The following is a 24,880-nucleotide window of genomic DNA, read 5'->3' on the forward strand; positions in this document are numbered from 1 at the left end:
GGCAAAAAGGGCGGAGAAGGCGGAGGGCAAGATTAAAGAAGACGGCACCATATCGGGCCGCTTCTGGAAATTATTGTTGTCTGCACACTGGTTAGGTGGCCAGTTCCGGCACCATGGTTTTGAGGGGCCGCGTGCCGCGATTTCGCGCAAAGCCTTGACTTTGCAGGGTTTCGAGCGGCACCATAGGCCCATATCAGCCTGTTTTCGACGGTTTTGGCTGGAGCCGCCCCTATGAGCGCCGACGACGAAAACCGCTTCCGACCGAAGCCCGGCCGCATCCGATCCGACACGCCCAAGGCCGGCAAGACCAAGAGCTTTTTCACGCAGGTCAGGAAGATCACCCGGCAGCATCAGGCAGCAGCCTCCCGCGATCCTTCCATGCCGTCATCGCCGGGCCGTTCCCGTGCCGTGGTCGCCAGCGGAAAGGGCGTGAAGCGTGGCCGGGGCGCGAGCTTCGTGCGCGCCCGTAACATCTCCGGCCATTGGCATCATCTACAGCCGAGCAGTCGCCGCGTGATCGTCAAGCAGCGCAGCGTCAGGGCCGCATGGAAAGGCGGCCGCGCCCGCGCGCATCTGCGCTATGTCCAGCGCGACGGCACGTCACGCGACGGCGAGCGCGGCCGGCTCTATTCGGCGACCGAGGACCGCGCCGATGGCGATGCCTTCCTTGATCGCGGCAAGGACGACCGCCACCAATTCAGGTTCATCGTCTCGCCCGAGGATGGCGCGGAGCTATCGGACCTCACGGCCTACACCCGCGATTTCATGAAACAGGTGGAAGCCGACCTCGGCACGAAACTCGATTGGGTTGCTGTGAACCACTACAACACCGGCCATCCCCATGTGCATGTCATCGTCAACGGCCGCGACGATACGGGCGGGGATCTGGTCATCAACGGCGATTACCTTTCCGCCGGCCTGCGCGAGCGCGCCAGCGAGCTTGCCAGTCTGGAACTCGGCCCCGTCACCGAGATCGAGCAGACCCGCAAGCTGTCCGCCGAAATCGACCAGGACCGCTTCACCCGGATCGACCGCGCCATAGCCGAGGAAGCCGATGCCCGTTTCCTCGACTTGCGCCATGAACCGGCAGAGCCGAGGTGGCAGTTCGAGCGGACGCTACGCCTGCGCCGTCTCGGCAAGCTGGAGAAGATGGGACTGGCGACCGAGCACGCGCCCGCCGTTTGGGAATTGAGTAAGGACATGGAGCCAGCCCTGCGCGAGCTAGGCGAGCGTGGCGACATTATCCGCACCATGCAGAAGGCGCTCGGCCCGCAGGGCGGCGAGCGCGATCCCATGACCTTCCAAATCCATGATGGAGCGCCCGAGACGCCCATCGTCGGCCGCGTCGTGGACAAGCACCTGTCCGACGAGTTGGGGGAGAACCTGACAATCGTGGTGGACGGGATCGACGGCCGCACCCACCACATCGCCGGCATCGCGCCCGAGCGGCTGGAGGACGCCCGCATCGGCAGCGTCGTCCAGATCGGCCCGGCCGAGGTGGCGGCCCGCCCATCCGACCGCAGCATCACGGCCATCGCCGAAGACGGTATCTATCGGCCGAGCCGTCATCTGGAGCAGGCGAAATTCGAGGGCCGCGTTCCGGGCGGCGACTATGAGGGCTATGTCGATGCCCATGTCCGGCGGCTGGAGGCATTGCGCAGAGCCGGGATCGTCGAGCGGATCGACGCCGACCAATGGAGTATCCCCGACAACTTCGAGAGCCGGGCCGCCGAATACGACGCCGGCCGCGACCGGCAGGCCAGCGTTCGCGTCCTTTCCCCGGTCGATCTGGACAGGCAGATCGGATCGGACGGCGCGACCTGGCTGGACCGGCGGCTGATCCACGGCGAAGTCGCCGACCTTGCCCCCGCTGGCTTCGGCCAGCAGGTGCGTGAGGCGATGGACCAGCGCCGCGAGTATCACATCGAACAGGACGATGCCACCCGAGCACGGAACGGCCGCATCTTCTACAGGCGCAACCTTTTCGCCACCTTGCGCGAGCGCGAGATTTCCCGAGTCGGCTCGGAGATGGCCGAGGGCAAGGGGCTGCCTTTCCGCGCCGCCACAGACGGCGAGAACGTCAGCGGCAAGTTCACCGGCACCGTGCAGCTATCCAGCGGCAAGTTCGCCGTAGTGGAAAACAGTCATGAGTTCACGCTTGTTCCGTGGAGGCCGGTTATCGAACGCCAGCTCGGCCGCGAGGTCGCGGGCGTCGTGCAGGGCGGATCGGTGTCGTGGCAGTTGGGACGGCAAAGGGGACTCGCTATCTAGAGACCAGTCACAGAGTGTCACATGCCTAGAGTTGCCGTTGTGATGTAGTATCAGCGCAATGGCAAAGGGATGGTTCAATATAATTCGTTGCGGGATGAGCGGCGTGGACGCGGTATCGGCCGACACCTCGCATGCGTTTGGCCGCCACACCCACGACCAGTTCGGCATTGGTGTCATTCTGCGCGGCGCGCAGAAGTCCATGAGTGGACGCGGCATCGTGGAGGCGGAAGCCGGTGATGTGATTACAGTCAAGCCCGGCGAGGTGCATGACGGCTTGCCGTTGAGCGAGAACGGCCGGTCTTGGCGGATGCTTTATTTCGATCCGGGGGCATTGGCTGATACGTTTCTCACTTTTACAGACAGCGGCACCGATAAAGCCGAGCTTGCGCATCCGGCGATACGCGATGCGACTACCGCCAAGTATTTTCTGTCGCTCTTTCGCGCGATGACTGATCCGTACGGCGGCCATAGCGAGATCGAGGGCGGGGAAACTTTGCTGCTGCTGCTTGCGCGGCTTGTCGAACGCCGAAACCGGGAACAGGCCGGAGCGCCCATGGCAATCGAACAGGCCCGCGCGCGCATCGACGACGATCCCGCCGCGCCGCTGTCGCTTGGCGAGCTGGCAGCCATTGGCGGCGTCAGCCAGTTCCAGCTTCTGCGGGGCTTCTCGAAGATGACTGGCCTCACGCCGCACGCCTATCTTGTCCAGCGCAGGCTGCAGAAGGCGCGCAAGATGATTGCGGGTGGCACGTCCCTCGCCGATGCGGCGCAGGCTGCCGGCTTCGCGGACCAGAGCCACATGACGCGGCTTTTCGTCCGCACTTACGGCATGTCTCCCGGCGTCTATGCGGCCGCGATGAACTGACCTGCAATTTCCTTCAAGACGGCGCGTGGCGACTCCCGGCATATGGTCCGAAAACATCCGAGCCAAGAGTATGCCTATACAGTTTCGCTACGCCCCCGAGATCCAATCCCGCTTTCCGCAACTTCGCTCCCGCACGCTCCTTGTCGATGGGGTCAACGCGACGGCCGATCCATCAGCCGAGATCGCCCGACTAAACGCAATCGCTGACCAGCGGCTTGCCGCTGCCAGCGAGGGGGAGTTCCCCGAGATACAGGCTTGGCGGCGCGCCTTCTCCGCGATGGGATTTAAGCCCACGCAATACCGTTGCGCGTCGGAGGCTCTGCTGCGACGCTACCGCAAGGAAGGGGCACTTCCCGCGCTTCATCCGCTGATCGACCTGTGCAATGCCGCCTCTCTCACCTTCGCCATTCCGGTCGCGGTGTTCGATACGAGCAGGATCACCGACATGATGACTGTGCGGCTCGCCCGCGGCAATGAGACCTACGAAACCTTCGGCGGCGAGATCGAGCATCCCGAACCCGGCGAAGTCATCTTCGCCGATGATGATGGCCGCGCCCATGCGCGCCGCTGGACCAACCGGCAAAGCGGCTGGTCCGCCGTTCGCCCGGAAACCACGCAAGCCCTGATCGTGATCGAAGCCCTGCATGAGACAGCCGACACCGATGTTGCGGCCGTCATGGCATCGCTCGCCGGCGCGCTGGCCGCGATCTGGCCCGCCGCTGCGGCGACAGGAGTGGAACCCCAATGACGCTGGAATTTCTCTTGACCTCTCTGGTCATTGTCGCGTCGCCGGGAACCGGCGCGATCTACACGGTGGCAGCGGGTCTTTCGGGCGGTGAGCGTGCAAGCCTCGTTGCCGCCTTCAGCTGCACGCTCGGCATCGTGCCGCATATGCTGGCCGTGATCAGCGGGCTTGCCGCCCTGCTGCACACGAGCGCGCTGGCTTTCCAGATTCTCAAATATCTCGGTGTCGCCTATCTGCTCTACATGGCATGGGCGATGTTCCGTGATCGCGGAATGCTGAGTCTGAACGATGAGACAAGCGGCAAGAGCGTCCGGCAGGTGATCGTCTCGGCGATCCTCATCAACCTGTTGAACCCCAAGCTCTCGATCTTCTTCTTTGCCTTCCTGCCGCAATTCGTCCGGCCCGACGATGCAGCACCCGTGACCACGATGCTGGAATTGAGCCTCGTGTTCATGGCGCTGACCTTCGTGATCTTCGCTGCTTATGGAGCCTTCGCTGCTGCTGTCCGACGGCATGTCATCTCTAGCTCCCCCGTGCAGGTCTGGATGCGGCGCGGCTTCGCGGCAGCTTTCGCCGGCCTCGCGGCGCAGCTCGCGTTCACCCAGCGATGAGGCGGCGATCCGATGATCCGAAATAGACGATCATCTTTAGATGGCGATGCTCGTCCACGATCAGCATCTCGTGGTCGAAGTTGTATCGAACGTCAGCATGGTCAAGAAGAGCCTCGATTCCCCGGCTGTAGCTCTCCATCTCGGGTTGCTCGAACCAGCGACGAAAGTCAGGCGACACCATTTTAAGTTCGTCAACTAACGCGAGCATGGCGGGATCATCCGGGGCGGTGGTCAGGTCGGCACGAAACTGCGCGAGCAATTTCGGAGCATCTTCTCGCCACGCTGGCAGGCGACGACGCATATCGGGATCCGCGAAAACTATCCGCATGACGTTACGATCCGTTTGCTCCTGACCGGAAAAGCCGAACAGGTCATCGGCCGCGGCATTCCACGCGATCACGTCCCATCGAAGGTTCAGCACATAGGCTGGACGAACCGTCAGATCATCAAGCATCTGCTGGATCAGCGGCTTCACGGACGGCCACTGATAGGCCTCCGGGGGCGGAGGACGACGGTGCGCCAAAAGGAACAAGCGGCTGCATTCCGAGTCGTCCAGGCGGAGCGCCTTCGCTACCTTGAGCAGAAAGCTCTCCGAGACCTGAATGTCGCGGCCTTGCTCGAACCACGTATACCAAGTGAGCCCGACGCCAGCGAGCCCTGCCACTTCCTCACGGCGTAGCCCCGACGTGCGGCGACCACCGGTGATCGGAAGCCCTACTTCGGCGGGCGTGAGCTTTGCCCTGTGTCGGGTGAGGAATTCGGAAAGATCGCTTCGCGTGCGTGCAAGGGTTCGGGTGGACAAGGCGTTACTTTCGGTAATAGGATAATTTCTAATATTGTAACAGTTTTTATTCTGACTCAATCATCCGTCTCTGGCAAGGAGACGATGATGAGTTCACAGCACGAGACCAAAGTACCCAAAACCCCGGCACTAACGGATGATCCTTCATCGCTTGTCTCCAAAGCCGGCCCGCGTGAGTGGATGGGACTGGCGCTGCTCTCCTTGCCCACCGTTTTGCTCGGCCTGGATCTGACGCTTCTGCACCTCACATTGCCGGCTCTCGCGGCGGATTTGCAGCCCACCAGCACCCAGGCGCTTTGGATCATGGACGCCTATGGCTTCATGATCGCCGGCTTCCTCATCACTATGGGCACACTCGGCGACCGCATTGGTCGGCGTAAGCTACTGATGATAGGCGCGACCGCCTTCGCCATCGCTTCCGTATTCGCTGCCTTCTCAACGAGTGCGATCATGCTGATCGCTGCCCGCGCTATGCTCGGCATATCGGCAGCGACGCTCATGCCTTCGACACTCGCGCTCATCAGCAATATCTTCAAAGACCCGCAACAGCGCGCACTCGGTTTCGGCATATGGGCTACCATGTTCGGTGTCGGCTATGCGCTGGGGCCTGTCGTGGGCGGCTTCCTGCTGGAATTGTTCTGGTGGGGCGCGGCGTTTCTCATCGCGGTGCCTATAGTCGGACTGCTGCTTATCCTGTCTCCCATCCTCCTGCCGGAATACCGCGCCCCGAACAGTGAGCGGCTGGACCTACCGAGCGTCGCACTATCCCTCGCGTTGATGTTGCCGGTCATCTACGGCATCAAGCAAATCGCCAAGCATGGCATCGCGGTGGATGCATTCATCGCCATCATCGTAGGACTGGTCTTCGCTGTTCTCTTTGTCAGGCGGCAGCGGCGGCTGGTCGATCCGCTGCTCGACTTATCGCTGTTCGCCAACAAGGCCTTCTCGGTGGCCCTGATCGTCTTGCTTGTGGGTCTGATCGCCGTTGGTGGAGCCATGCTGCTTGTCGCGCAGTATCTCCAGCTTGTTGCGGGCTATTCCCCGTTCGGCGCCGGTCTTTGGATGGGCCTTGCTGCGTTGGTAATGATCGCGGGTGGTGTCACCGCGCCTCTGATCGCCCGCCACATCCGGCCCGGTTACGTTGTCGCCGCTTCGCTCGTTCTATCAGCGCTCGGCTATATTCTTCTGGGGATCATCGGCAGTGATACGTCGTCCGGTGTGGCTTTGGCGGTGGCAGGACTAGCACTCGCCTATCTCGGCAACGGCACAATCGCGGCGCTGGGCACTGACCTCGTTGTCGGTTCCGCCCCACCTGAAAAAGCGGGTTCGGCCTCCGCCATGACTGAAACCGTTCAGGATCTTGGCATCTCGCTCGGCATCGCCGTGCTTGGTAGCATCAGCTCCGCCGTCTATCGTCATATGATTGCCCTTAGCGCACCCGAAGGCCTGAGCGAGGCAACACACAATGCTCTCAGCGATAGCCTGTGGGCGGCGCTGGCCGTGCAGTCGGAACTACCGGCAGGGCTGATCGAGCAAGCGCAGGCGGCATTTATTAAGGGCTTCAACGATGCATCCGCCGTTAGTGCCGTAAGCGTCGTCGTTCTCGCGTTCCTCTCAGCCGTGGCATTGCGTCATGTCGGCAAGCTCGGGCAGCCTGATGATTAACTACGCGATCTCAAAAGGCTTTGTCCCAATCCGGCAACGGCGACCAGCTTTCTGCAATCAGGTCGATGAAACGACGCACCTTAGGCGACAAGTGGCGCGGCGACGGATAGACGACCCGGATTGGCTCGCCCTCTATCGCGTGGCCTCTCAGGAGGGGGATGAGCCGACCAGCACGCAGATCGTCACCAATGAGGAAGGTCGCAAGCTGGCCGATGCCATAACCAGCCAGGACACCGTCGCGCAGGGCCTCCGCATTGCCGGCGCAGAAACGGCCATGGACTGGAAACAAACGCAGCACACCATCAACGGTGAACCGCCACTCTGCCGGACGACCGCCATGAATGTAGGCAAGGCAGCTGTGGCCCGCTAGATCATCGAGGCTCGCGGGCGTTCCATGAGCTTCGAGATAGGCAGGCGTCGCGCAGGTGACGAGCCGCTGTGGAGCAAGCGCCCTTGTCATCAGGCGGCTATCATCCGCCCCGCCGATCCGAATGGCAAGATCGATGCCTTCCTCGATCAGATCGACATAGCGGTCGTTGAAGCTAACATTGACCACCAGTTCCGGCCATTCCGCCATGAAACGGTGCAGGACTGGCAGAACATGCAGTCGACCGAAAGAAACCGGCACATCGAGCCGAAGCCGCCCGCGTGGTTCTTCCTTACGGGTCGCCATCACCGCTTCGACTTCATCGAGATCGGCGAGGATCCTCTGGCATCGGTCGTAGAAGGCCGCGCCTTCGTCCGACAGGCTGACGCTGCGCGTCGTGCGATGCAGAAGGCGCAAGCCCAAGCGTTCTTCCAGCCGCACGATGCGCTTGCCCACGGCCGAACGCGACAGGCCAAGCTGTTCGGCCGCCACCGTGAAGCTGCGCGCATCCGCCGTGCGGATGAAAGCTATGATGTCACCCATACGATCAAGGTTCATGATTTCATTTATTGCACACTTATTTTCCCCAATGAAGGGAGATATCGTCACTTAATATACAGAAATTTCCCTAATAGGCTCTGTCGGATCGAGCTCGAATCCGAAAGAGATCTAATGACCACCTTCCTTCATAACCGCCGATACTGGCTGCTTCTGGCCGTTTGTATCGCAAGCTTCCTCGAACCGCTCGCAACGACGGTCGTCACTGTTTCCCTGCCGCAAATCCAGCGCGCGACCGGAGCGAGCTTCGCAGAGCTGCAATGGGTGCTGAACGCCTATGTGCTGACCTTTGCCGCACTGGTACTGACCGGTGGCGCGCTGGCGGACCGCTTCGGGCGCAAACGCATCTTCAATGTCGGCCTCTGGATGTTCATCGCCGCATCGCTGGTGTGCGGTATCGCGAATGACCCGTTGTTATTGATCGTCGGGCGCGCCGTCGCCGGCACCGGATCGGCGTTTATGTTGAGCGCGGGCCTCGCGTTGCTCGTGCAGGTTTTCCACGGCAAGGAGCGCGTGCGGGCTTTCGCGATTTGGGGCGTGGTAGTCGGCGCGGGTTCGGCGCTCGGCCCACTCGCCGGTGGCCTGCTCACCGACAATCTCGGCTGGCGCTGGATTTTCTTCGTCAACCTGCCGGTCTGCCTGCCGCTGCTCTGGCTCAGCCATTGGAGTGCGGGGGAATCGCGTGATCCACAGTCGGGCGCAATCGACTGGATCGGCCTCGGCAGCTTCACGGGCATGTTCCTGCTGCTGATGTATGCCTTGATCGAAGGCAACAACCTCGGCTGGACCAGCCCCGCCCTTATCGCGCTTCTCATCGTGTCCGCGGCTCTGCTCGCGATCTTCATCCGCGTGCAGCTTCGTCGGTCGCGCCCGATGTTCGACCTGTCGCTATTCGCCAATCCGACCTTCACGGGCGCGTCCATCGTCGCTATCGCAATCGCGGCCGCCTTCTTTACACTACTGGTCTATCTGCCGATCTACATTCAGGGCGTGCTCGGCTATAGCCCGTCTCAGACCGGATTGGCGTTGGTGGTCATGGCGGTGCCGCTGCTCGTCATGGGCCCGGTCAGCGCCCGACTGGCGGTTGTCATCTCGCCGAGGCTGTTTCTGTCCTTCGGCCTGCTCGTCATTGCAGGGGGCGGCTTTACGCTAAGCCTCGTCGATCAATACGGCGTTACGGCCCTCTATGTGGGGATGATCGCCACCGGCATCGGCGCGGGCCTCATCAATGGCGAGCTGTCGAATGTCGCGATCAGCGTGGTTGCGCCGGAACGCAGCGGCATGGCGTCGGGTATTAACAACACTATGCGCCAGCTCGGTTTTGGCATTGGCATCGCTGGGCTGGGCGCGATCTTCAGCGCCAACCTCACGCACGGTCTCTCACAATATGACCGCACCTTTGTCGAGCGTGTGGCTTCTGGCGACGTAGTGGCAGCGGCTTCTGATATTGGCAGCGACCCGGCGGGTGCGGTCGATACGGCCATGGCAACACTCGCCTCGGCAATCTCTGATCTGTCACTCTGGGCGGCAGCGTTAGCGGCAGCAGCGGCCGTGCTCGCTTTCTTGCTCATCCGCCCCGCGACTGTCGCGAAGGTAACGCGCGAGGCCGGGTAGTACATGCGACGGCGGAAATCAGCACCGATCATCGATCGCTAATGAGGGATGCCGACCAAGTTAGGCTCGCGCATCCTCTTGGCGTCCCTGATCCAGACGTTCGCCGTTGCCGAATATCTGAACTTCCGCCATGCCGCTAATGCGCTGGGCGTGGCGCAATCCAGCGTCAGCGCCCGCGTAAAGGCGCTGGAAGAGGACCTTGGCATCCTCCTATTCGAGCGTCACGTACGCGGCGTCCGGCTAACAGAGGCCGGACAGCTACCGTGATGCAAGGAGCAGAGTGACGATATGGGCAGCGATCTCTCCCAGCACACTTCCCATACCCGCATCCGGCCAAACCGGCTGACCTTCGGTTTTATCGCGCAGCTTGAAGCTATCCCTTTAGCCCCGTCCCGACATTGGCGGATTACACAGCTATGGCGCGTAAATCCGGTGCACTCGACTTTCCCGTCATCTGGCTCGTGATTTCCTGTTCTTCGATCTGATTTTCGGGAACATCGCACAAGTGACGAACCCGAAGTTTAATGGCGGTTGGCTGGCCGGACAAGCCTGCAAATTCGCTATCAGCCCGCCGGCATCGACCTACTCGCGGGAGGGCGCTTTCTTCTTGGCCCTTCCACCACGACCACCCAGGTGAATACTTTGCTTTCAGCCTTCCGTTCGAGAACCCGACAGCGCGGTGGCATCTCAGCGATTTCGCTGGCGTCGTGCAGGTCGGATCGGCATCGTCGCAGTTGAGGCAACAACGAGGAACCTGATCGCAGAGAGCGGTCAAATCACTGCTCGGCTAAAATTACCGGTGATATGGCGTAATTTACTACCGGTTAATAATGCTGTCCGTAGCGCCAAGAAATGTATCGCACTCGTCTGGAGTGCCGATAGAAATTCGCAGTCGGTTTTGTGTCCGGGGTTCTGGGAAATGCCGAACCAGTATGCCCAAGACACGCAAGCCGGAAGCCATTTTTTCGGCGGGGATGTTCGGATGGGAGGCGAACAGGAAATTCGTGACAGAGGGCAAGACGTCGAACCCTAGTCCCACCATTGCGGCGGCGGTCCTGTCACGCTCGCTCATTACGCGCTTTCGCGTGAAATCGAACCACTCCTGATCGGACCAGGCCGCGACAGCGCCGGCAAGCGCAAGCCGGTCCAATGGGTAAGAATTGAAGCTGTCCTTGATCCGGCGCAGCGCCTCGATCAAATGCGGCTGACCCACCGCGAAACCGACTCGCAGCCCGGCAAGGCTGCGCGATTTCGAAAATGTCTGCACGACAAGAAGATTGTCATAGCGGGGAACCAGCGTGACCGCGCTATTCATGCCAAAATCGACATAGGCCTCATCGATCACCACCACGGCATCCGGATTTCGGCGCACGATCTGCTCGACCGCATCCAGAGGCATGGCGATACCGGTCGGAGCGTTGGGATTGGCGATCACGATGCCGCTCCTGGAATCATCATAGTCGCCCGGATCGATGCGGAATCCATCGTCCACCGGTACCGGCCTGAAGGGAATCTCGTAGAGACGGCAATAGGTCGAATAGAAGATGTAGGTCACATCGGGAAACAGCACCGGCCCTTTATCGCGGAAGAAGGCGTTGAAGGTGTGGGCCAATATTTCGTCCGAACCATTGCCCACGAAGATGCTGTCGGCTGACAACCCGAGGGTCTGCGCAATGGCGCCGCTCAGGCTTGCCGCGGTCGGGTCAGGATAAAGCCTTAGATCATCACCAACGGCATCCCGAATTGCGGCGAGCGCCCGCGGGGACGGCCCATAGGGATTTTCGTTGGTGTTGAGTTTGATGTATTTGCGCCCTTTGGGCTGTTCCCCAGGAATGTAAGGAACCAGGGTCGCGACGAAGGGGCTCCAGAATCTGCTCATTGTTTGGCCTTCAGCGGAACTCACGGACCGCGCCGATGATCTGGTCTTGGATACCGGCATCGAGATAAGGCCCCATCGGCAGGCTGATGACGCTACGGGCCTTCGCTTCCGATACCGGCAAGCCCCCCGGACCAGACCGGTACGCGGCATATGCCGGTTGCCGGTGCAGCGGAACCGGGTAGTAGATCGCGGTCGGGATGCTGAGCGATTTCAGATGTGCCGCCAGGGCATCACGGTCCGAGTGCTCGATCGTGTATTGCGCCCATACCGAACGCCCGCCCTCGATCACCTTGTGCAGTTTCACGGCCGCACCGACGAGGCCACGGTCGTAGCGGTCAGCGACGTGGTTTCTCAGTTCGATTTCCTTGTCGAAAATCTTAAGCTTTTCCAGGAGGACTGCTGCCTGGATCGTATCCAGTCGGCCAGTTATGCCCAGTCGGAGGTTCAGGTATTTGGGATCATAAGCAAATCCGGAGTTCTCGACATCTCTAGCTGTCGCCTGACCGTGCACGCGAAGCGATGTCAGGTGGTCATGCAGTTCCTCATCCTTCACCAGAATAGCCCCACCGTCGCCATAACAGCCCAGCGGTTTTGCGGGGAAGAAGCTGAGCGTCGTGGCATCTGCCCAATAGATAGGGTGACGCTCATGCAAGGTGCACCCGAAGGCCTGAGCGGAATCGGCCACCAGCTTCAAATCATAGGTATCGGCAATCGACCTGAGGATCGGATAGTTCGCCGATTGCCCAAACAGGTCGACGGCAATGATCGCTTTGGGTTTGGAAGATGCATCGCGCTTGAGATCCTCAATTGTTTTCACCAAATGGCCGGGATCGATCGTCAGGGTATCGGGCAGGATATCCACGAAAACCGGAGACGCACCGGTAAGGGCGACGGTCTCGGCTGTCGAAGCGAACGTGAATGAGGGACACAATACCGCATCGCCGGGCCCGATGCCCCAGGCCCTCATCAGGAGCGTCAATGCGTCGGTGCCGTTGGAGCAGGACAAGGCGAAGCCTGCCTGCCCGAATTTGGCGAGTTCCGCTTCGAAAGCAAAGACTGCCGGCCCCATGATGAACTGGCCACTTTCCGTGACGGACAGAATGGCCGCGTCAATGGCGGGGCCGATTTCCCGGCGCTGTGAAACGATGTCTATAAATGGTGTAAGCACTGGTCAGTCCTGTTCTTGATCAGACGATGAATGTTGGCCGTTTAGTTCCGGTTGTTCTTGCTCGAATACGCATGAGAGATCCTTGTCACCGCGCCCGGATATATTGACGACGACAATCTGGTCTTTCGGCCGGCCACCAGCGACATCGGCAAGACGGGCCAGCGCATGTGCGGATTCGAGGGCCGGTATGATGCCTTCTATCCGCGAGCACAGATGGAACGCTTCGATCGCTTCCTTGTCCGTCGCCGAGAGGAAGCTGACGCGCCCGACATCATGCAGCCAGGCGTGTTCGGGGCCGACACCTGGATAATCGAGGCCCGCCGAAATCGAATGCGCCTCCTCGATCTGGCCGTCCTCATCCATGAGGAGATAGGTCCGGTTTCCGTGAAGGACCCCGGCTCTACCTCCGGTAATGGCGGCCGCATGGGCGAGGTCGAGACCAAGCCCGGCCGCTTCCACACCATAAATATCCACGTCAGGGTCATCGAGAAACGGATGGAAAAGGCCAATCGCGTTGGAGCCGCCGCCGATGCATGCCAGTAACGCATCGGGAAGACGGCCTTCCGCTTCCATCATTTGTTGCCGAGTCTCAACTCCAATGACGGTCTGGAAATCCCGAACCATCATCGGATAAGGGTGAGGACCAGCTACTGTGCCGATGCAATAGAACGTGTCATTCACATTCGTCACCCAATCGCGCAGCGCCTCATTCATGGCATCCTTGAGCGTGGCGGAACCGGAATGAACCGGCCGGATTTGCGCGCCGAGTATCCGCATCCTGGCAACATTCGCCTGCTGTCGCTCAACGTCGACGGCGCCCATGTAGACGATGCAGTCGAGGCCGAAGCGTGCGCATAGGGTGGCCGTTGCAACGCCGTGCATACCGGCGCCAGTTTCAGCAATGATGCGGCGTTTCCCCATTCGCATAGCGAGTAAAATTTGACCCAGGACATTGTTGACCTTGTGTGCACCCGTGTGATTGAGGTCCTCGCGCTTGAAATAGACCTTGGCACCTCCAAAGTGATCACTGAGGCCTTTGGCGAAGTAGAGAGGCGACGGACGCCCGACAAATGTTTTGAGATAACCCATCATTTCTGTAGCGAATGTTGGGTCGCGCCGAGCTTCCTCGTAAGCGTCCGCCAATGCCAGAATAAGCGGCATCAGCGTTTCGGAAACAAACTGGCCTCCGTATTTGCCGAATTTACCGTCTTCGTCAGGGCCATTGCGAAGCGAATTGATAAGCAGTTCGTTCATTGGCCATGTACCCGTTTCGCCGATAAAAGTATGGCCGACAGCTTGGAGCTATTGTTCAGTGAAATAAGACCCGCGTACGACGCACGCGGTCAGCATATTCGGTCGCTGTCATGAGTAATTGCTAATCAGTCTTCCAAGGAGGACCGGATTGGGCAAACTCGATGGGCCGGATTCTTTCTTTGCAGAAGTCCGAGTCACGAGTGGGAGCCACCACATCATCGCAATCGAAGATGTGGGAGCATGACACCGGCCTAGCAATATTTGTCAACCCGGCTGATAACAAGAGCCGGTTGGGTTGTTAGGAGATAGCTGGTGAGGCCGGATGGCGGAGTGGTGACGCGCCGGATTGCAAATCCGTTTAGCCTGGTTCAAATCCAGGTCCGGCCTCCAATATCCGACAGCATGGGCGCAAAGCATGCTGTCGGCTGCGCACGACGCGGAGCGAGCTCTCGAAATTACCGGGGACTGTCGACGTGCGATCCTGCAATCGGCGATGTAGTCGCGCTCGGTGAGGCGCTGATAGATCTCGACCGAATGTTACGTGAATACCAAGTTGAGCTCACCATACGCCGGTCGTATGCTGGACTATCGAATAATTCTGAAATGGGCAAAGAAGACATGCCGAATGGGTAAAGGAACCACGCTCGCGATCGAAGTCAAACCGCAACCGCGCGAACCTGTGTTCCTTGCCTTGGCGAGGACTATCATTCAGGAGATCGAGCGTGGCCGACTGAAGGCTGGTAGTCCACTGCCGGGAACACGGGCGCTCTCGCGAACACTGAAGCTCAACCGCAATACGGTCGACGCTGCCTATCACGAACTTGCAATGCAAGGGTGGTTGGTGACGGAGCCATCGCGCGGCACCTTTGTTGCGTCAGATCTACCCGATGTGACCATGCATCCAAAAGCAGTGCGATCAAATGGTCCGGTCGGTGTGGTCGGCCGAGTGACAGAGCCCGCACTTCTACGCTTGTCCGACGGCTCTCCCGATGTGCGCCTGGTTCCAACCACAGCCTTTTCACAAGCGTTCCGCCGCGCTTTAGCCAGCAATTCCTTCAATTTAGGCGGCACTTATGGCGATCCGCGTGGCATCGGCAAGTTGCGCGATGCATTGTCATCTTACCTAGGAAGCGAACGCGGCCTGACAGCGGCAGCCACCGAAATCCTTCTGACGCGCGGCAGTCAGATGGCGCTCTTTCTGGCAGCGTCGGCGCTGGCCGATTCCGGTTCCGTCATCGCCGTGGAGCGGCCCGGCTATCCTCTCGCGTGGTCGGCGTTTCGCGCGGCAGGCGCCGATGTTGTCGGTGTTCCCGTCGATGCCGGCGGCATCGATGTCGATGCATTGGAGAAACTCGCGCGAAGCAATGGCCGCTTGCGCGCCGTCTATGTCACTCCCCACCACCAATACCCGACAACGGTGACGATGGGCGTTGCCCGGCGGCTGCGCCTGCTTGACGTCGCGCGGCGGTTTGGCCTCATCATCATCGAAGACGACTACGACAACGAATACCGTTTCGATGGTAGGCCGATCCTGCCACTTGCAGGGCGGGCGGAAATTGATCTGCCAATCATATATATTGGCTCCTTGTCCAAGCTGATGGCTCCAGGTATCCGCCTTGGTTATGCAGTTGCGCCTCCCCAAATCCTGCTGCGGATGGCGGACCGGCGCGAGGCCCTGGACCGCCAGGGCGATCTGCCGCTGGAATACGCGCTTGCGGATCTTATTGAAGATGGAACTCTCAAGCGCCATGCCCGCAAGGCGCGAAGGATCTATCTTGCGCGACGCGATTTTATGGCACGGTTGCTTAATGAGCGGCTAGCCGACAAGGCACAATTCGCACTGCCGGCCGGCGGTCTGGCAATCTGGCTGCGCCTGAAAAATGGCATCAGCGCCGAGACATGGGCCGCCAACGCCGCGAAACTCGGTCTATCAGTCATGCCGGGCATTCACTTCGATTTGGAGACGGTGAAGCCTGCCGAAGCATTCCGACTGGGCTTCGCCAGCCTCAACGAAGATGAAATCACGCGCGCCATTGACATATTCGTTCGCTCGATACCCTCCGGCTAATTGGGCCGGTTCCGACAGTGCTCAAGCCATAACCGGCCCAGGTCTTTTCTCCAATCCGCCTCTGATTGACGATCCGTTTTCAGACTAACTCTCTACATTTTGCAGGAGGGTGTCGTGATAATCGGCAATGTTTTATTTCGCGAAGCAAGGATAGGAAGCGGAACGTCGGAATACGGTCATGTCTGATCCGCTCTTGCAGGTGTTCAAGCGGACCGATCTGTCGTTCGAGTTCGGAAAGGGATCGTGGCTCTTCACGCCGGATGGCGATCGGTATCTGGACTTCGCATCCGGCATTGCCGTTAACTCACTCGGACACGGTCATCCGCATCTCGTCAAAGCCGTGAAAGCCCAGCTGGGTAAACTCTGGCACACCTCGAATCTGGTGCGTATTCCCGGGGGCGAGAGATTGGCCAAGCGCCTGACCGATGCGTCCTTCGCCGATGTCGTCTTCTTTGCCAATTCCGGCGGCGAGGCAAATGAGGCAGCCGTCAAAATGGCGCGTCGCTTTCATTCAGCAGCCGGTGCGCCCGAACGTTATCGCATCGTCACCTTCGCCGGAGCATTCCACGGACGCTCGCTCGCGATGATCTCGGCAACCGGCTACGAGCCTTATCTCAACGGTTTCGGTCCTGCCATCGACGGATTCGATCAGGTCCCACTCGATGACTGGCTGACGCTTGAGAGGGTTATAACCGCGCAAACCGCGGCTATCATGCTTGAACCCATTCAGGGCGAAGGCGGTTTGCGCACAGTGGCTCCTGAAACATTGCAACGCTTGCGCGCCATCTGCGACACGCATGGGCTTTTGCTTATTCTCGATGAAATTCAGTCCGGCGTCGGGCGGACCGGCAAGTTCTTCGCCCATGAATGGAGCGGCATTCAACCTGACATCGTAACAGTCGCCAAGGGCATCGGCGGCGGCTTTCCCATGGGCGCGTGCCTTGCGACGACCAAGGCAGCCAGCGGCATGACGGCTGGCGCGCATGGTACCACCTTTGGGGGCAATCCACTCGCCATGAGCGCTGGCAACGCCGTTCTCGATATAGTGCTCGACGACGCCTTTCTGAAACGTGTGTTTACAATGGGCAAGATGCTCGACGACGGGTTAAACCGCATTTTCGTAAACTACAAGGATATTGTTGCGGATGTGCGCGGCATGGGCTTGCTTCGTGGGCTTCAAATGCGCAGTGAGCCGAGCGAATTCGTTGCCTTGCTGCGATCGCAGCACCTTCTGGCAGTTCCCGCTCGTGACAATGTCGTGCGGTTCGCGCCCCCGCTGACGGTGCTGCCCAGCGAAATTTCTCAGGCCATGCACAGGATCAAAATGGCCGCCGACCTGTATCGCGACACAAAACGCGAGGGCGCGGGCAAGCAGCCGACGGGCAAAGACCAGGCGATGTCCAAGGAGGTCTCTCCTCTATTTTTGGATGCGGAGCCGCTAGCATGAGTATTCTGTCATCGATCAAGCACGGCATCGTGCCGATTCACAAGGCGGGCTATCCGTATATCGCTATCGGTATCTTCGCGACCATAGCGCTCGGTTTCGTGTCGGCTTCGCTGTTCTGGCTGGGCGTGATCGTGACGGTTTGGATCTGCTATTTCTTCCGCAACCCGCTTCGCACGACACCGGTTGAGAATGGCGTAGTGGTATCGCCGGCAGAGGGACGTATCAGCATGATTGCAGAAGTTGTGCCACCGCGCGAATTGGCACTCCCTGCCACGCCGATGGTGCGGGTTTCGGTTTTCATGAGCATTTTCGATTGTCACGTGAACCGCGCGCCCGTAACTGGGCGGATACGGCAAATCGCATATACGCCCGGTCGTTTTTTCAACGCCGATCTCGACAAGGCGAGCGAACAAAATGAGCGTAACGCTCTTGCTATCGAGACGCCATTTGGCTCCGTGGCCGTTGTGCAGATTGCAGGGTTGATCGCTCGACGCATAGAACATTGGGTTGCTGAAGGCGATGACGTTGAAGTTGGAGATCGCTTCGGCCTAATCCGTTTCGGCTCTCGCCTCGACGTCTATCTTCCCCTCGGTACATCGCTTTGCGTCGCTGTCGGTCAAACCGCTACCGTTGGAGAAACGATCCTCGCGAGACTGGACGGTGAAACCGCCGACCGATCGTATAAGACAAGTTAGGAAATAGTTCGAGATGGGGGCGGGCTATCACTCCGTCCCCTGAAGCCATTCGGTGAACATTTTTCGACCGGCTTCGCGCAAGTACGGTCCTTGCCTCACGGCATCGTCCCTAAGAGCACAAGGATCGATACAAGCGGCTGCCAGTTCCGCGGCATGTCCGATCAGCCAGCGTTCGATCCCTGCGCAGGCATTCACCTCTGGATGGAACTGCAGACCAAGAATGTTCGGCCCGATCGCAAAGCCTTGCGTTGCGCACAATGCGGTTGATGCAAGGCAGGATGCCCTATCCGGAATTTCGAAAGCATCTCCGTGCCAATGGAGCACGGAAACGCCTTCCAGATGCCGAAGCGGCCCAACTCGTCCGGCCTCTGTCAGGACAAGAGAAGAAAAACCGATCTCCTTGTGTCCCATCGGTACGACCTTCGCTCCCAGTGCTGCAGCGATCATCTGGGCACCCAAACAAATGCCCAGTATCGGACGCCCGGACGCCAAGCGTTTTTTAACGAGCTGGCGTTCTTCTTCCAGGAATGGGTAGGTATCGGCCTCGTAGACGCCAACCGGCCCTCCCAGAACGACCAAAAGATCTGGTGCTACGGGATCGAGCGTCCATAACTCGCTCATACCCAGATCATAATAGTGAATACGATAGCCGGAAGCCGTCAGAACAGCTTCGAATGTGCCGAGATCTTCGAAGTGAACGTGGCGAATGACGGCTGCGGTTCTCAGCATGCCCTGGGATCCGGGTGCGGCCAAAAGTTAGCCCACCGCCGACAGGTCAGCGCCATGATTGATGTGATATACGGCGCTGCCGATCACTAGGGCGGGAACAGACTTGATACCGGCCGCACGCGCTTCGGCAATCCTGTCCTTGGCGGTGCCGAGATGGACTATCTCAACATCATAACGGCTACGGTCTAGCGCATCGACAAACCGCTCCTCCGCGTCGACGCAAACCGGGCAGCCAGCGTGGTAAAATACAGCCTTCTCAACCATGATAAATGCTCCTCTGATCATTGAAGCGGTTTCGATGAAACCCGCACATCAAAGGAGTATTAACCGGGCAGTCACTTCGGGAGATCCGGTTGGCAAACACGAAATGGGCCGGTTTAACCGATCGGCCGCAGCCTCCGTTTCATGCCGGCTTCCTGAATTAGTACGATGAGTGTCGTCATCATCATGAAACCTGCTGCTGCCCACAGGACCGCGCTGGCAGCTCCGTTGTCGAGAAAATCACCGAAGAGGATTGGGCCGATGACGCCGCCGACATTGAAGCCTGTCGATACGATTCCAAACATGCGTCCCTCGTGACCCGGCTGTGCGGCCGCACGAACCAGCATGTCACGTGACGGCGCGATGCTCCCGGAAAGAAAACCGGCCATTGCCAGGGTCAGAATCAGAAGCACGGCTGGCAACGGCACAACGATCACCAAGATTATAAGTAAAGCGGCCACCCCAAACACGATGCCTGCAACCATCCCATGTCGCCTTGTGCGATCTGCCAGCACGCCCCCCGCCAGAACGCCGAAAGCTTCGGCAAACAGGAATGCTGTGAGCGCCGAGGTGGCGGTTGACAAATTCACATTGAACCCCTGCACCAGAGCAGAGACGGAGAACTTCTCGATGGCGCCTGTGCTTAGGCTGAGCAGCATAAAGAAGAGTATCAGCCCCATCACCGCCAATGTTGTGGCTGGTCGATGCGGAATGGGATTTGATTTGAGCTCGAGACTTCGGGCTACAACACCATCGCTGCAAAGATTGCGGCCGCTGAGGCCGATCATCACGAAAGCAGTCAGTCCGATCAGGCTGCTCACAGCAAAGGCCCACCGGATGCCGAACATGCTACTGATCGAAATCAAAATGAACGGCGCCAATGCTCCACCAAGAAATCCTGCAAAGGTGTGGACGGAAAACGCCCTGCCCATGCGTTCGACGTGGATGCCTCGCGACAGAAGCGCGTAATCACTTGGATGGTAGACGCCATTGGCGATGCCGGCGAAAACCATGGCGAGTACGAGAACCTCAAATGTGGGATAGAGGAAGACGAGTGCGAAACTCGCACTGCCTAGCGCCAGACCACACAGTAATAATCTGCGGGCGCCGAGGCGGTCCACAGCGTAGCCCATTGGAATTTGAACCAGGGCCGTGACGATATTGAAAATACCGAGCGCGATACCAAGATCGACGAAACTTACGCCCATGGCGACCGGAAGCAGCGGAAGCAGTGCCGGAAGGGTCATGATATGAAAATGGCTGACGAGATGCGCTGCGGACACCTGCGCCAGTAGCCCTCGCTGTCTGTTCATCATCGTTTCTTGATGGTGGCAGGCATATCGCTGGTTGGGGTAAGGTCCGGCCAATAGAAGCCATTGCCGGTTGGGCGCGGACCGAAGATGGCTTGACCGACCCTCACGACGTTCGCACCTTCCTCAATGGCAATCTCGAAATCTCCTGTCATGCCCATGGAAAGCTGCGTAAGGCCAGGATGGGCCGACACAGCGCGATCCCGCAGATCGCGCAGCAGGCGGAAGCAGGTGCGTACCCGCTCATGATCGGTGCTGAAGATCGCCAGTGTCATCAAACCGCGCGGCTTCAGCCGGGGATATTCGGACAGGCGATTGACGAAGGGCATGAGATCATCGGGGTGCAAGCCGTATTTGCTTTCCTCGCCCGACGTATTGACCTGAACGTACACATCCAGATCGCGCCCCACGGCATCAAGTCGACGGTTTAGTTCTTCCGCCAGCCGAAAGCTGTCCAGTGCATGGAACTCCGATGCGATCCGAACCAGATATTTCACCTTGTTCGTCTGGAGATGGCCAATGAGGCTCCAGTTGATCGGCAAATCGCTCAAGGTGGCCAGCTTGTCTCGGGCCTCCTGGAGCTTGTTTTCTCCGAAATCGGAAATCCCTGCGGCATAGGCGAGCCGCAGGACATTGGCGGGAACCGTCTTGGTGACGGGGAGAAGACGTACATCGTCCGTGGATCGCCCACAACGATGACAGGCGGCCGCAATGCGCGCCTGCACAGTTTTCAGGTTTGCCGCGAATGTCGTTGCCGGATCGTTACCAAAGCGGGCGATTTCCTCGGGCAGAAGCTCAATCTTGGAGAGTGTTTCCATGTCGGCGCCGCTTCCACTCAATAAGGCAGCGGGAAACGCGCGACGAGCTGGCGTACACGGTTATTGATGTCCTGTTGGCGGGCATCAAGCATTCCGTCACGGGCGGCGGCGAGCGTATCGAGCATGAGAGCGGCGATCTGGCGATATTCGTCGGCACCAAATCCGCGCGATGTTCCTGCAGCGCTGCCGACACGGATGCCCGACGTGACCATCGGTTTTTCAGGGTCATTGGGGATGGCATTCTTGTTGAGGGTGATGCCGACCGATTCCAGCGCCTTCTCGGCGATATTGCCGGTTACGCCGACGGGGCGCAGATCGACTACGGCCAGATGGCAATCCGTACCACCGGAGGTGATCTTCAACCCGCCATCGGCAAGCTCTTGCGCCAAAACCCGGCAGTTCTGGACCACTGCTTGCGTATAGGTTTTGAAGGATGGTTGCAGCGCCTCCCCAAAAGCTACGGCCTTTGCGGCGATGATATGCATGAGCGGACCGCCCTGCAGGCCGGGAAAGGTCGCGGAATTGATCTTTTTCGCGATCTCCGCGTCATTGGTCAGGACGAAACCGCCGCGGGGGCCGCGCAATGTCTTATGCGTGGTCGAGGTAACGACATGCGCGAAAGGAACTGGAGATGGATAGACGCCACCAGCGACCAGGCCCGCGAAATGCGCCATGTCAACCAATAGGACTGCTCCGACATCGTCGGCAATCTGACGGAAACGCGCAAAGTCCATAGTGCGAGGATAGGCCGAGCCGCCGGCAATCAGCAATTTGGGCCGGTGCAGGCGTGCGAGCGTGGCCACCTGATCCATGTCGATGCGGTGGGTTTTCGGGTCCACGCCATAACTGACGACGTCGAACCAGCGGCCGGAGATGTTGACCGGTGCTCCATGGGTAAGATGTCCGCCCGCCTTGAGGTCCAATCCCAGGATCGTGTCGCCGGGATTGAGCAGCGCGAGAAAGACCGACTGATTGGCCTGGCTGCCTGAATGCGGCTGGACGTTGGCATAGCTGCTGCCGAACAGCCTGTTTACTCGCTCGATAGCCAGATCTTCAACCACATCGACATTCACACAGCCGCCATAGTAGCGCCGGTGCGGATAACCTTCGGCATATTTGTTGGTGAGCACCGACCCCTGAGCATCAAGCACAGCCTGGCTGACGAAATTCTCCGATGCAATCAGTTCGATGGATTCGCGCTGGCGCACCTTTTCATTGGCGATCGCGGCCGCAATGACATCATCGGATACCGACAACCCCGCTGCACTCACGCCATTGATTTCGGAGTTCTGAACTGCGCGAGATGTGGCCGATATTCCCATTGATGATCTCCTTGAAGACATTGATAGCTGATGTCGCCGCGCTCAGATCGCATAGACGCTGAACTAGGCTTCTATCATGGTCATGGTCTGCTTTTTCCATCCACTTTAACGGGCGAGAGCAGACCATTGATTAGGATGATGAGGCTCATGCCTCGGTTGACCCAATGGCCTCACGTCCCTATGGTGAGGGTTCTCGGCAGAAGGAGATTTATGCGCAGAGGTCCAGTTTGAACCGCAAATGGCGGTCTCACTCAGCACCATCAGGGTGTTGAACCTCTTTGCATGACTTTTTCTGCGGAGTTCTCATGAAAAAGCAGACTATAGTGATCCGGCCCTTCGGTGGGGCAGCGGATATTCGAAAACTGTCCGGTATCTGGCTTGATGCGTCCTTGCTCGCTCACCCCTTCATCGGTGAAAAAAAGCTCGTCGAACAGAAGCAGCTGATTGAAGAAAAATATCTTCCTGCCGCCGAAACATGGGTGGCTTGCCTGGCTGATGAACCGGTCGGGTTCATCAGCCTGCTGGGCACATTTGTCGGAGCAATTTTCGTCGCCCCCGACAGCCAGGGACAGTGTATTGGTCGTCAGCTCATTGCTTATGCAATTGATAGAAAGAGTGAGCTTTCACTCGAGGTCTATACACGCAACGAGCAAGCCGTTCAGTTTTATACATCGCTTGGTTTTCAGGAAGTGTTGCGAAGACCGGCTGATGATGAAGGCCTTCCATTCGAAAATGCGCATTTTCATTTGAAAGGCTGAAGCAACGGCTGGGCAATGCGCTTATTGCCCAGCCGTTACGCACGCAAATGCTTCAATGATTTCGCATTGAACCGGACGTGCTTTTAAGTGTGGTGAGTGTGTCGGCCAGCTTCCTGACTGCGGTCTCGATTTCGGAAGGCGTGTAGGCGGCAAAGCCCATCAGGAACCCAGCCTTTGCTTTGCCGGTCGCATGAAGTGCCGATAATCCAAGAAGCTCAATGCCGACACGTCGTGCAGCATCAATGGTGACACGCTCCGGGAGATCGCTTGTCAAAACGCATGGCATCTGCAGGCCGCCGGTGGGAACGCGAGCTTCGACAAAGCCGGACAAATGCTTGTCGATCAGCCTGACGAGTACGTCGAGCCGTTCAGCATAGACGCCCCGCATCGAACGTACATGCGCTCCGAAATGCCCACCCTCCATGAAACGGGCCAGTGTCAGTTGCGCCATCGGGGCTGTATGCCCGTCAAGAAGGGTGCGCGCTGCGGTCATCGGTTTCACCAGTTGCGGCGGCAAGACCATGTAACCGATACGCAAACCAGGAAAGAGCGACTTGGTAAAGGTGCCGATATAAATAGTGCGGTCGTGTGGATCGAGGCCTTGCACGCAGGCGGTTGGCTTGCCGGCATAATGGAACTCGCTGTCGTAATCGTCCTCGATGATCCAGGTCTGATGCCGCGACGCCCATTCGATTAAAGCCAGGCGGCGATCCAGGGCCAGCGTGGCACCAGTCGGGAACTGATGGGAGGGCGTCAGAAAAACAGCCTTGGCCCTCTGTGGTTCGGCCATGATCTGCTCGATGACGAGTCCTTGCCGGTCGAGGCGGATCGGGACGCATTCGAGTCCCGCGGCATCGAACGCCTTGCGCGCGCCATAGTAGGCCGGGTCTTCAATGAAGATCGCCTCGCCAGGATCAAGCAGCATATTGGCACACAGTGACAGGGCTTGCTGCGAGCTGGTCAGCACCAATACACGGTCGGCGGTAGCGCGCGCGCCGCGTTCAAGGTTCACATAGTCAGCAATGGCGCGGCGCAATGGCTCGGTTCCCTGAGGATCGCCATGAAGCAATGCCTGCACCCCGGCCTCCTTGCGCACCTGCCGTTCCAGCCGCTCCCAGGTCTGAAGTGGAAAGGTACGGGTTTCCGGTACGCCATGCGCGAAGGGCCGTGGGATCAGCATTTCGCGTACCCCGCCGCTTCGGAACATGGCATTGCCCCGTTTGCTGAGATTAGGCGCCTGATTGCGCAAAAGCGCATCCCGCTGGGAAATGCGATGACCGGGTGTGAACTCCGTAATCTGCGCCACAAAACTGCCGCTGCCGACCCTGCGGTCGATAAAGCCCTCCGCATGCAACTGCGCATAAGCCGCCTCGACCGTGTCGCGTGATACGCCCAGCGACTTGGAAAGCGCCCGAGAGGCGGGCAGGGCTTTGCCCGGTCCTAGTGCCCCATCGACAATCAGTTGCCGGACCGCCCGTTGAATCCGTGCGTGGAGCGGCATGCCTGCATGGGCAGGGTGAGCAATCCATGCCTTCACGGATTCAAGTTGAGAGTGTTTGAACAAATGGACTGACCTTATCCAATAAAGTGGATGGGCGCATCCTGCCATTGATCATTTATTTGTCAATGCATCTTATCGGCCGCGCGCCTCCAACCTTCGGAGATCTTTCACG

General features: G+C 59.2%; 22 protein-coding genes, 1 tRNA gene and 1 pseudogene. 13 read left to right on the plus strand and 11 right to left on the minus strand.

From position 1 onward, the window contains the following. Nucleotides 1–378 precede the first annotated feature (378 nt). From AC0TNJ_RS04625 to AC0TNJ_RS04645, 5 genes and pseudogenes are all read left to right on the plus strand, one after another. A pseudogene (locus tag AC0TNJ_RS04625) lies at nucleotides 379–870 on the plus strand (relaxase/mobilization nuclease domain-containing protein); the annotation flags it as partial. Then, on the plus strand, nucleotides 844–2,271 hold the full coding sequence (locus tag AC0TNJ_RS04630; RefSeq protein ID WP_473770461.1) for a DUF3363 domain-containing protein: 1,428 nt from the start codon (nucleotides 844–846) through the stop codon (nucleotides 2,269–2,271). The pseudogene AC0TNJ_RS04625 and the gene AC0TNJ_RS04630, both read left to right, overlap by 27 nt. Before the next feature lie 58 nt (nucleotides 2,272–2,329). Continuing rightward, nucleotides 2,330–3,136 (plus strand): AraC family transcriptional regulator, encoded by an 807-nt coding sequence (locus tag AC0TNJ_RS04635; protein ID WP_473770400.1) that lies wholly within the window; start codon nucleotides 2,330–2,332, stop codon nucleotides 3,134–3,136. Nucleotides 3,137–3,212: 76 nt separating this feature from the next. After that, nucleotides 3,213–3,884, plus strand: a complete 672-nt coding sequence (locus AC0TNJ_RS04640; protein WP_473770462.1) for a B3/B4 domain-containing protein — start codon at nucleotides 3,213–3,215, stop codon at nucleotides 3,882–3,884. Further along, nucleotides 3,881–4,492, plus strand: coding sequence for a LysE family translocator (locus AC0TNJ_RS04645; protein WP_473770401.1), 612 nt, complete (start codon nucleotides 3,881–3,883; stop codon nucleotides 4,490–4,492). The genes AC0TNJ_RS04640 and AC0TNJ_RS04645 overlap by 4 nt, the downstream gene beginning before the upstream one ends. Here the strand turns inward: AC0TNJ_RS04645 and AC0TNJ_RS04650 are convergent. Then, nucleotides 4,479–5,294, minus strand: a complete 816-nt coding sequence (locus tag AC0TNJ_RS04650) for a helix-turn-helix transcriptional regulator (protein WP_473770402.1) — start codon at nucleotides 5,292–5,294, stop codon at nucleotides 4,479–4,481. The genes AC0TNJ_RS04645 and AC0TNJ_RS04650 overlap by 14 nt on opposite strands. An 87-nt stretch (nucleotides 5,295–5,381) precedes the next feature. On the opposite strand from AC0TNJ_RS04650, the gene AC0TNJ_RS04655 reads away from it, so the two are divergent. Next, nucleotides 5,382–6,959, plus strand: a complete 1,578-nt coding sequence (locus AC0TNJ_RS04655) for an MFS transporter (RefSeq protein ID WP_473770403.1) — start codon at nucleotides 5,382–5,384, stop codon at nucleotides 6,957–6,959. A gap of 10 nt (nucleotides 6,960–6,969) precedes the next feature. Here the strand turns inward: AC0TNJ_RS04655 and AC0TNJ_RS04660 are convergent, their stop codons facing one another. Continuing rightward, nucleotides 6,970–7,884, minus strand: a complete 915-nt coding sequence (locus tag AC0TNJ_RS04660; RefSeq protein WP_473770404.1) for a LysR family transcriptional regulator — start codon at nucleotides 7,882–7,884, stop codon at nucleotides 6,970–6,972. A 114-nt stretch (nucleotides 7,885–7,998) separates the two neighbouring features. On the opposite strand from AC0TNJ_RS04660, the gene AC0TNJ_RS04665 reads away from it, so the two are divergent. Further along, nucleotides 7,999–9,498: an MFS transporter gene (locus tag AC0TNJ_RS04665; protein WP_473770405.1), complete on the plus strand. Its 1,500-nt coding sequence runs from the start codon at nucleotides 7,999–8,001 to the stop codon at nucleotides 9,496–9,498. A 48-nt stretch (nucleotides 9,499–9,546) separates the two neighbouring features. After that, complete coding sequence (locus AC0TNJ_RS04670; protein WP_473770406.1) at nucleotides 9,547–9,765, plus strand: helix-turn-helix domain-containing protein; 219 nt, start codon at nucleotides 9,547–9,549, stop codon at nucleotides 9,763–9,765. A 550-nt stretch (nucleotides 9,766–10,315) separates the two neighbouring features. Here the strand turns inward: AC0TNJ_RS04670 and AC0TNJ_RS04675 are convergent. From AC0TNJ_RS04675 to trpB, 3 genes are read right to left on the minus strand one after another with little or no spacing between them, the layout of a single operon-like run. Beyond that, nucleotides 10,316–11,377, minus strand: coding sequence for a pyridoxal phosphate-dependent aminotransferase (locus tag AC0TNJ_RS04675; RefSeq protein ID WP_473770407.1), 1,062 nt, complete (start codon nucleotides 11,375–11,377; stop codon nucleotides 10,316–10,318). Between the two features lie 10 nt (nucleotides 11,378–11,387). After that, nucleotides 11,388–12,545 carry a DegT/DnrJ/EryC1/StrS family aminotransferase gene (locus tag AC0TNJ_RS04680; RefSeq protein ID WP_473770408.1) on the minus strand — a complete coding sequence of 386 codons (1,158 nt, stop codon included), beginning with the start codon at nucleotides 12,543–12,545 and terminating at the stop codon, nucleotides 11,388–11,390. A gap of 3 nt (nucleotides 12,546–12,548) precedes the next feature. Continuing rightward, on the minus strand, nucleotides 12,549–13,799 hold the full coding sequence (gene trpB, locus AC0TNJ_RS04685; RefSeq protein ID WP_473770409.1) for a tryptophan synthase subunit beta: 1,251 nt from the start codon (nucleotides 13,797–13,799) through the stop codon (nucleotides 12,549–12,551). 316 nt (nucleotides 13,800–14,115) lie between these two features. Here trpB and AC0TNJ_RS04690 point away from each other — a divergent pair. From AC0TNJ_RS04690 to AC0TNJ_RS04705, 4 genes are all read left to right on the plus strand, one after another. Further along, nucleotides 14,116–14,189 (plus strand) — tRNA-Cys (locus tag AC0TNJ_RS04690). A 235-nt stretch (nucleotides 14,190–14,424) separates the two neighbouring features. Further along, entirely contained in the window at nucleotides 14,425–15,867 is a 1,443-nt protein-coding gene (gene pdxR / locus AC0TNJ_RS04695; RefSeq protein ID WP_473770410.1) for a MocR-like pyridoxine biosynthesis transcription factor PdxR, read from the plus strand. Nucleotides 15,868–16,045: 178 nt separating this feature from the next. Beyond that, nucleotides 16,046–17,314: an acetylornithine transaminase gene (locus tag AC0TNJ_RS04700; protein WP_473770411.1), complete on the plus strand. Its 1,269-nt coding sequence runs from the start codon at nucleotides 16,046–16,048 to the stop codon at nucleotides 17,312–17,314. Then, a complete protein-coding gene (locus AC0TNJ_RS04705) occupies nucleotides 17,311–18,009 on the plus strand; it encodes a phosphatidylserine decarboxylase (protein WP_473770412.1) in 699 nt (232 codons plus the stop codon). Before AC0TNJ_RS04700 ends, AC0TNJ_RS04705 begins: the two co-directional genes overlap by 4 nt. 27 nt (nucleotides 18,010–18,036) lie before the next feature. On the opposite strand, the gene AC0TNJ_RS04710 is transcribed toward AC0TNJ_RS04705, so the two are convergent. The 5 genes from AC0TNJ_RS04710 to glyA all read right to left on the minus strand — a co-directional run bounded on the left by AC0TNJ_RS04710 (nucleotide 18,037) and on the right by glyA (nucleotide 22,449). Then, complete coding sequence (locus AC0TNJ_RS04710) at nucleotides 18,037–18,738, minus strand: glutamine amidotransferase (protein WP_473770413.1); 702 nt, start codon at nucleotides 18,736–18,738, stop codon at nucleotides 18,037–18,039. Nucleotides 18,739–18,765: 27 nt separating this feature from the next. Beyond that, nucleotides 18,766–19,002, minus strand: a complete 237-nt coding sequence (locus AC0TNJ_RS04715) for a thioredoxin (protein ID WP_473770414.1) — start codon at nucleotides 19,000–19,002, stop codon at nucleotides 18,766–18,768. A 113-nt stretch (nucleotides 19,003–19,115) separates the two neighbouring features. Then, nucleotides 19,116–20,315 (minus strand): MFS transporter, encoded by a 1,200-nt coding sequence (locus AC0TNJ_RS04720; protein WP_473770415.1) that lies wholly within the window; start codon nucleotides 20,313–20,315, stop codon nucleotides 19,116–19,118. After that, complete coding sequence (locus AC0TNJ_RS04725) at nucleotides 20,312–21,127, minus strand: YggS family pyridoxal phosphate-dependent enzyme (RefSeq protein ID WP_473770416.1); 816 nt, start codon at nucleotides 21,125–21,127, stop codon at nucleotides 20,312–20,314. Before AC0TNJ_RS04725 ends, AC0TNJ_RS04720 begins: the two co-directional genes overlap by 4 nt. Nucleotides 21,128–21,144: 17 nt before the next feature. After that, nucleotides 21,145–22,449 (minus strand): serine hydroxymethyltransferase, encoded by a 1,305-nt coding sequence (glyA, locus tag AC0TNJ_RS04730; RefSeq protein WP_473770417.1) that lies wholly within the window; start codon nucleotides 22,447–22,449, stop codon nucleotides 21,145–21,147. A 305-nt stretch (nucleotides 22,450–22,754) separates the two neighbouring features. On the opposite strand from glyA, the gene AC0TNJ_RS04735 reads away from it, so the two are divergent. After that, entirely contained in the window at nucleotides 22,755–23,207 is a 453-nt protein-coding gene (locus AC0TNJ_RS04735; RefSeq protein ID WP_473770418.1) for a GNAT family N-acetyltransferase, read from the plus strand. Between the two features lie 52 nt (nucleotides 23,208–23,259). Here the strand turns inward: AC0TNJ_RS04735 and pdxR (AC0TNJ_RS04740) are convergent, their stop codons facing one another. Continuing rightward, on the minus strand, nucleotides 23,260–24,771 hold the full coding sequence (pdxR, locus tag AC0TNJ_RS04740) for a MocR-like pyridoxine biosynthesis transcription factor PdxR (protein ID WP_473770419.1): 1,512 nt from the start codon (nucleotides 24,769–24,771) through the stop codon (nucleotides 23,260–23,262). Nucleotides 24,772–24,880 lie beyond the last annotated feature (109 nt).

It is taken from the genome of Ochrobactrum sp. PL_is483 (genome assembly GCF_055816855.1).

Bases quoted from the DNA above. Each gene is read 5' to 3' on its own strand.
- AC0TNJ_RS04635 (WP_473770400.1), top strand. From the start codon at position 2,330: ATGGCAAAGGGATGGTTCAATATAATTCGTTGCGGGATGAGCGGCGTG.
- AC0TNJ_RS04645 (WP_473770401.1), top strand. From the start codon at position 3,881: ATGACGCTGGAATTTCTCTTGACCTCTCTGGTCATTGTCGCGTCGCCG.
- AC0TNJ_RS04655 (WP_473770403.1), top strand. From the start codon at position 5,382: ATGAGTTCACAGCACGAGACCAAAGTACCCAAAACCCCGGCACTAACG.
- AC0TNJ_RS04660 (WP_473770404.1), bottom strand. From the start codon at position 7,884: ATGAACCTTGATCGTATGGGTGACATCATAGCTTTCATCCGCACGGCG.
- AC0TNJ_RS04665 (WP_473770405.1), top strand. From the start codon at position 7,999: ATGACCACCTTCCTTCATAACCGCCGATACTGGCTGCTTCTGGCCGTT.
- AC0TNJ_RS04670 (WP_473770406.1), top strand. From the start codon at position 9,547: ATGCCGACCAAGTTAGGCTCGCGCATCCTCTTGGCGTCCCTGATCCAG.
- AC0TNJ_RS04675 (WP_473770407.1), bottom strand. From the start codon at position 11,377: ATGAGCAGATTCTGGAGCCCCTTCGTCGCGACCCTGGTTCCTTACATT.
- trpB (WP_473770409.1), bottom strand. From the start codon at position 13,799: ATGAACGAACTGCTTATCAATTCGCTTCGCAATGGCCCTGACGAAGAC.
- pdxR (WP_473770410.1), top strand. From the start codon at position 14,425: ATGGGTAAAGGAACCACGCTCGCGATCGAAGTCAAACCGCAACCGCGC.
- AC0TNJ_RS04700 (WP_473770411.1), top strand. From the start codon at position 16,046: ATGTCTGATCCGCTCTTGCAGGTGTTCAAGCGGACCGATCTGTCGTTC.
- AC0TNJ_RS04705 (WP_473770412.1), top strand. From the start codon at position 17,311: ATGAGTATTCTGTCATCGATCAAGCACGGCATCGTGCCGATTCACAAG.
- AC0TNJ_RS04710 (WP_473770413.1), bottom strand. From the start codon at position 18,738: ATGCTGAGAACCGCAGCCGTCATTCGCCACGTTCACTTCGAAGATCTC.
- AC0TNJ_RS04715 (WP_473770414.1), bottom strand. From the start codon at position 19,002: ATGGTTGAGAAGGCTGTATTTTACCACGCTGGCTGCCCGGTTTGCGTC.
- AC0TNJ_RS04720 (WP_473770415.1), bottom strand. From the start codon at position 20,315: ATGATGAACAGACAGCGAGGGCTACTGGCGCAGGTGTCCGCAGCGCAT.
- AC0TNJ_RS04725 (WP_473770416.1), bottom strand. From the start codon at position 21,127: ATGGAAACACTCTCCAAGATTGAGCTTCTGCCCGAGGAAATCGCCCGC.
- glyA (WP_473770417.1), bottom strand. From the start codon at position 22,449: ATGGGAATATCGGCCACATCTCGCGCAGTTCAGAACTCCGAAATCAAT.
- AC0TNJ_RS04735 (WP_473770418.1), top strand. From the start codon at position 22,755: ATGAAAAAGCAGACTATAGTGATCCGGCCCTTCGGTGGGGCAGCGGAT.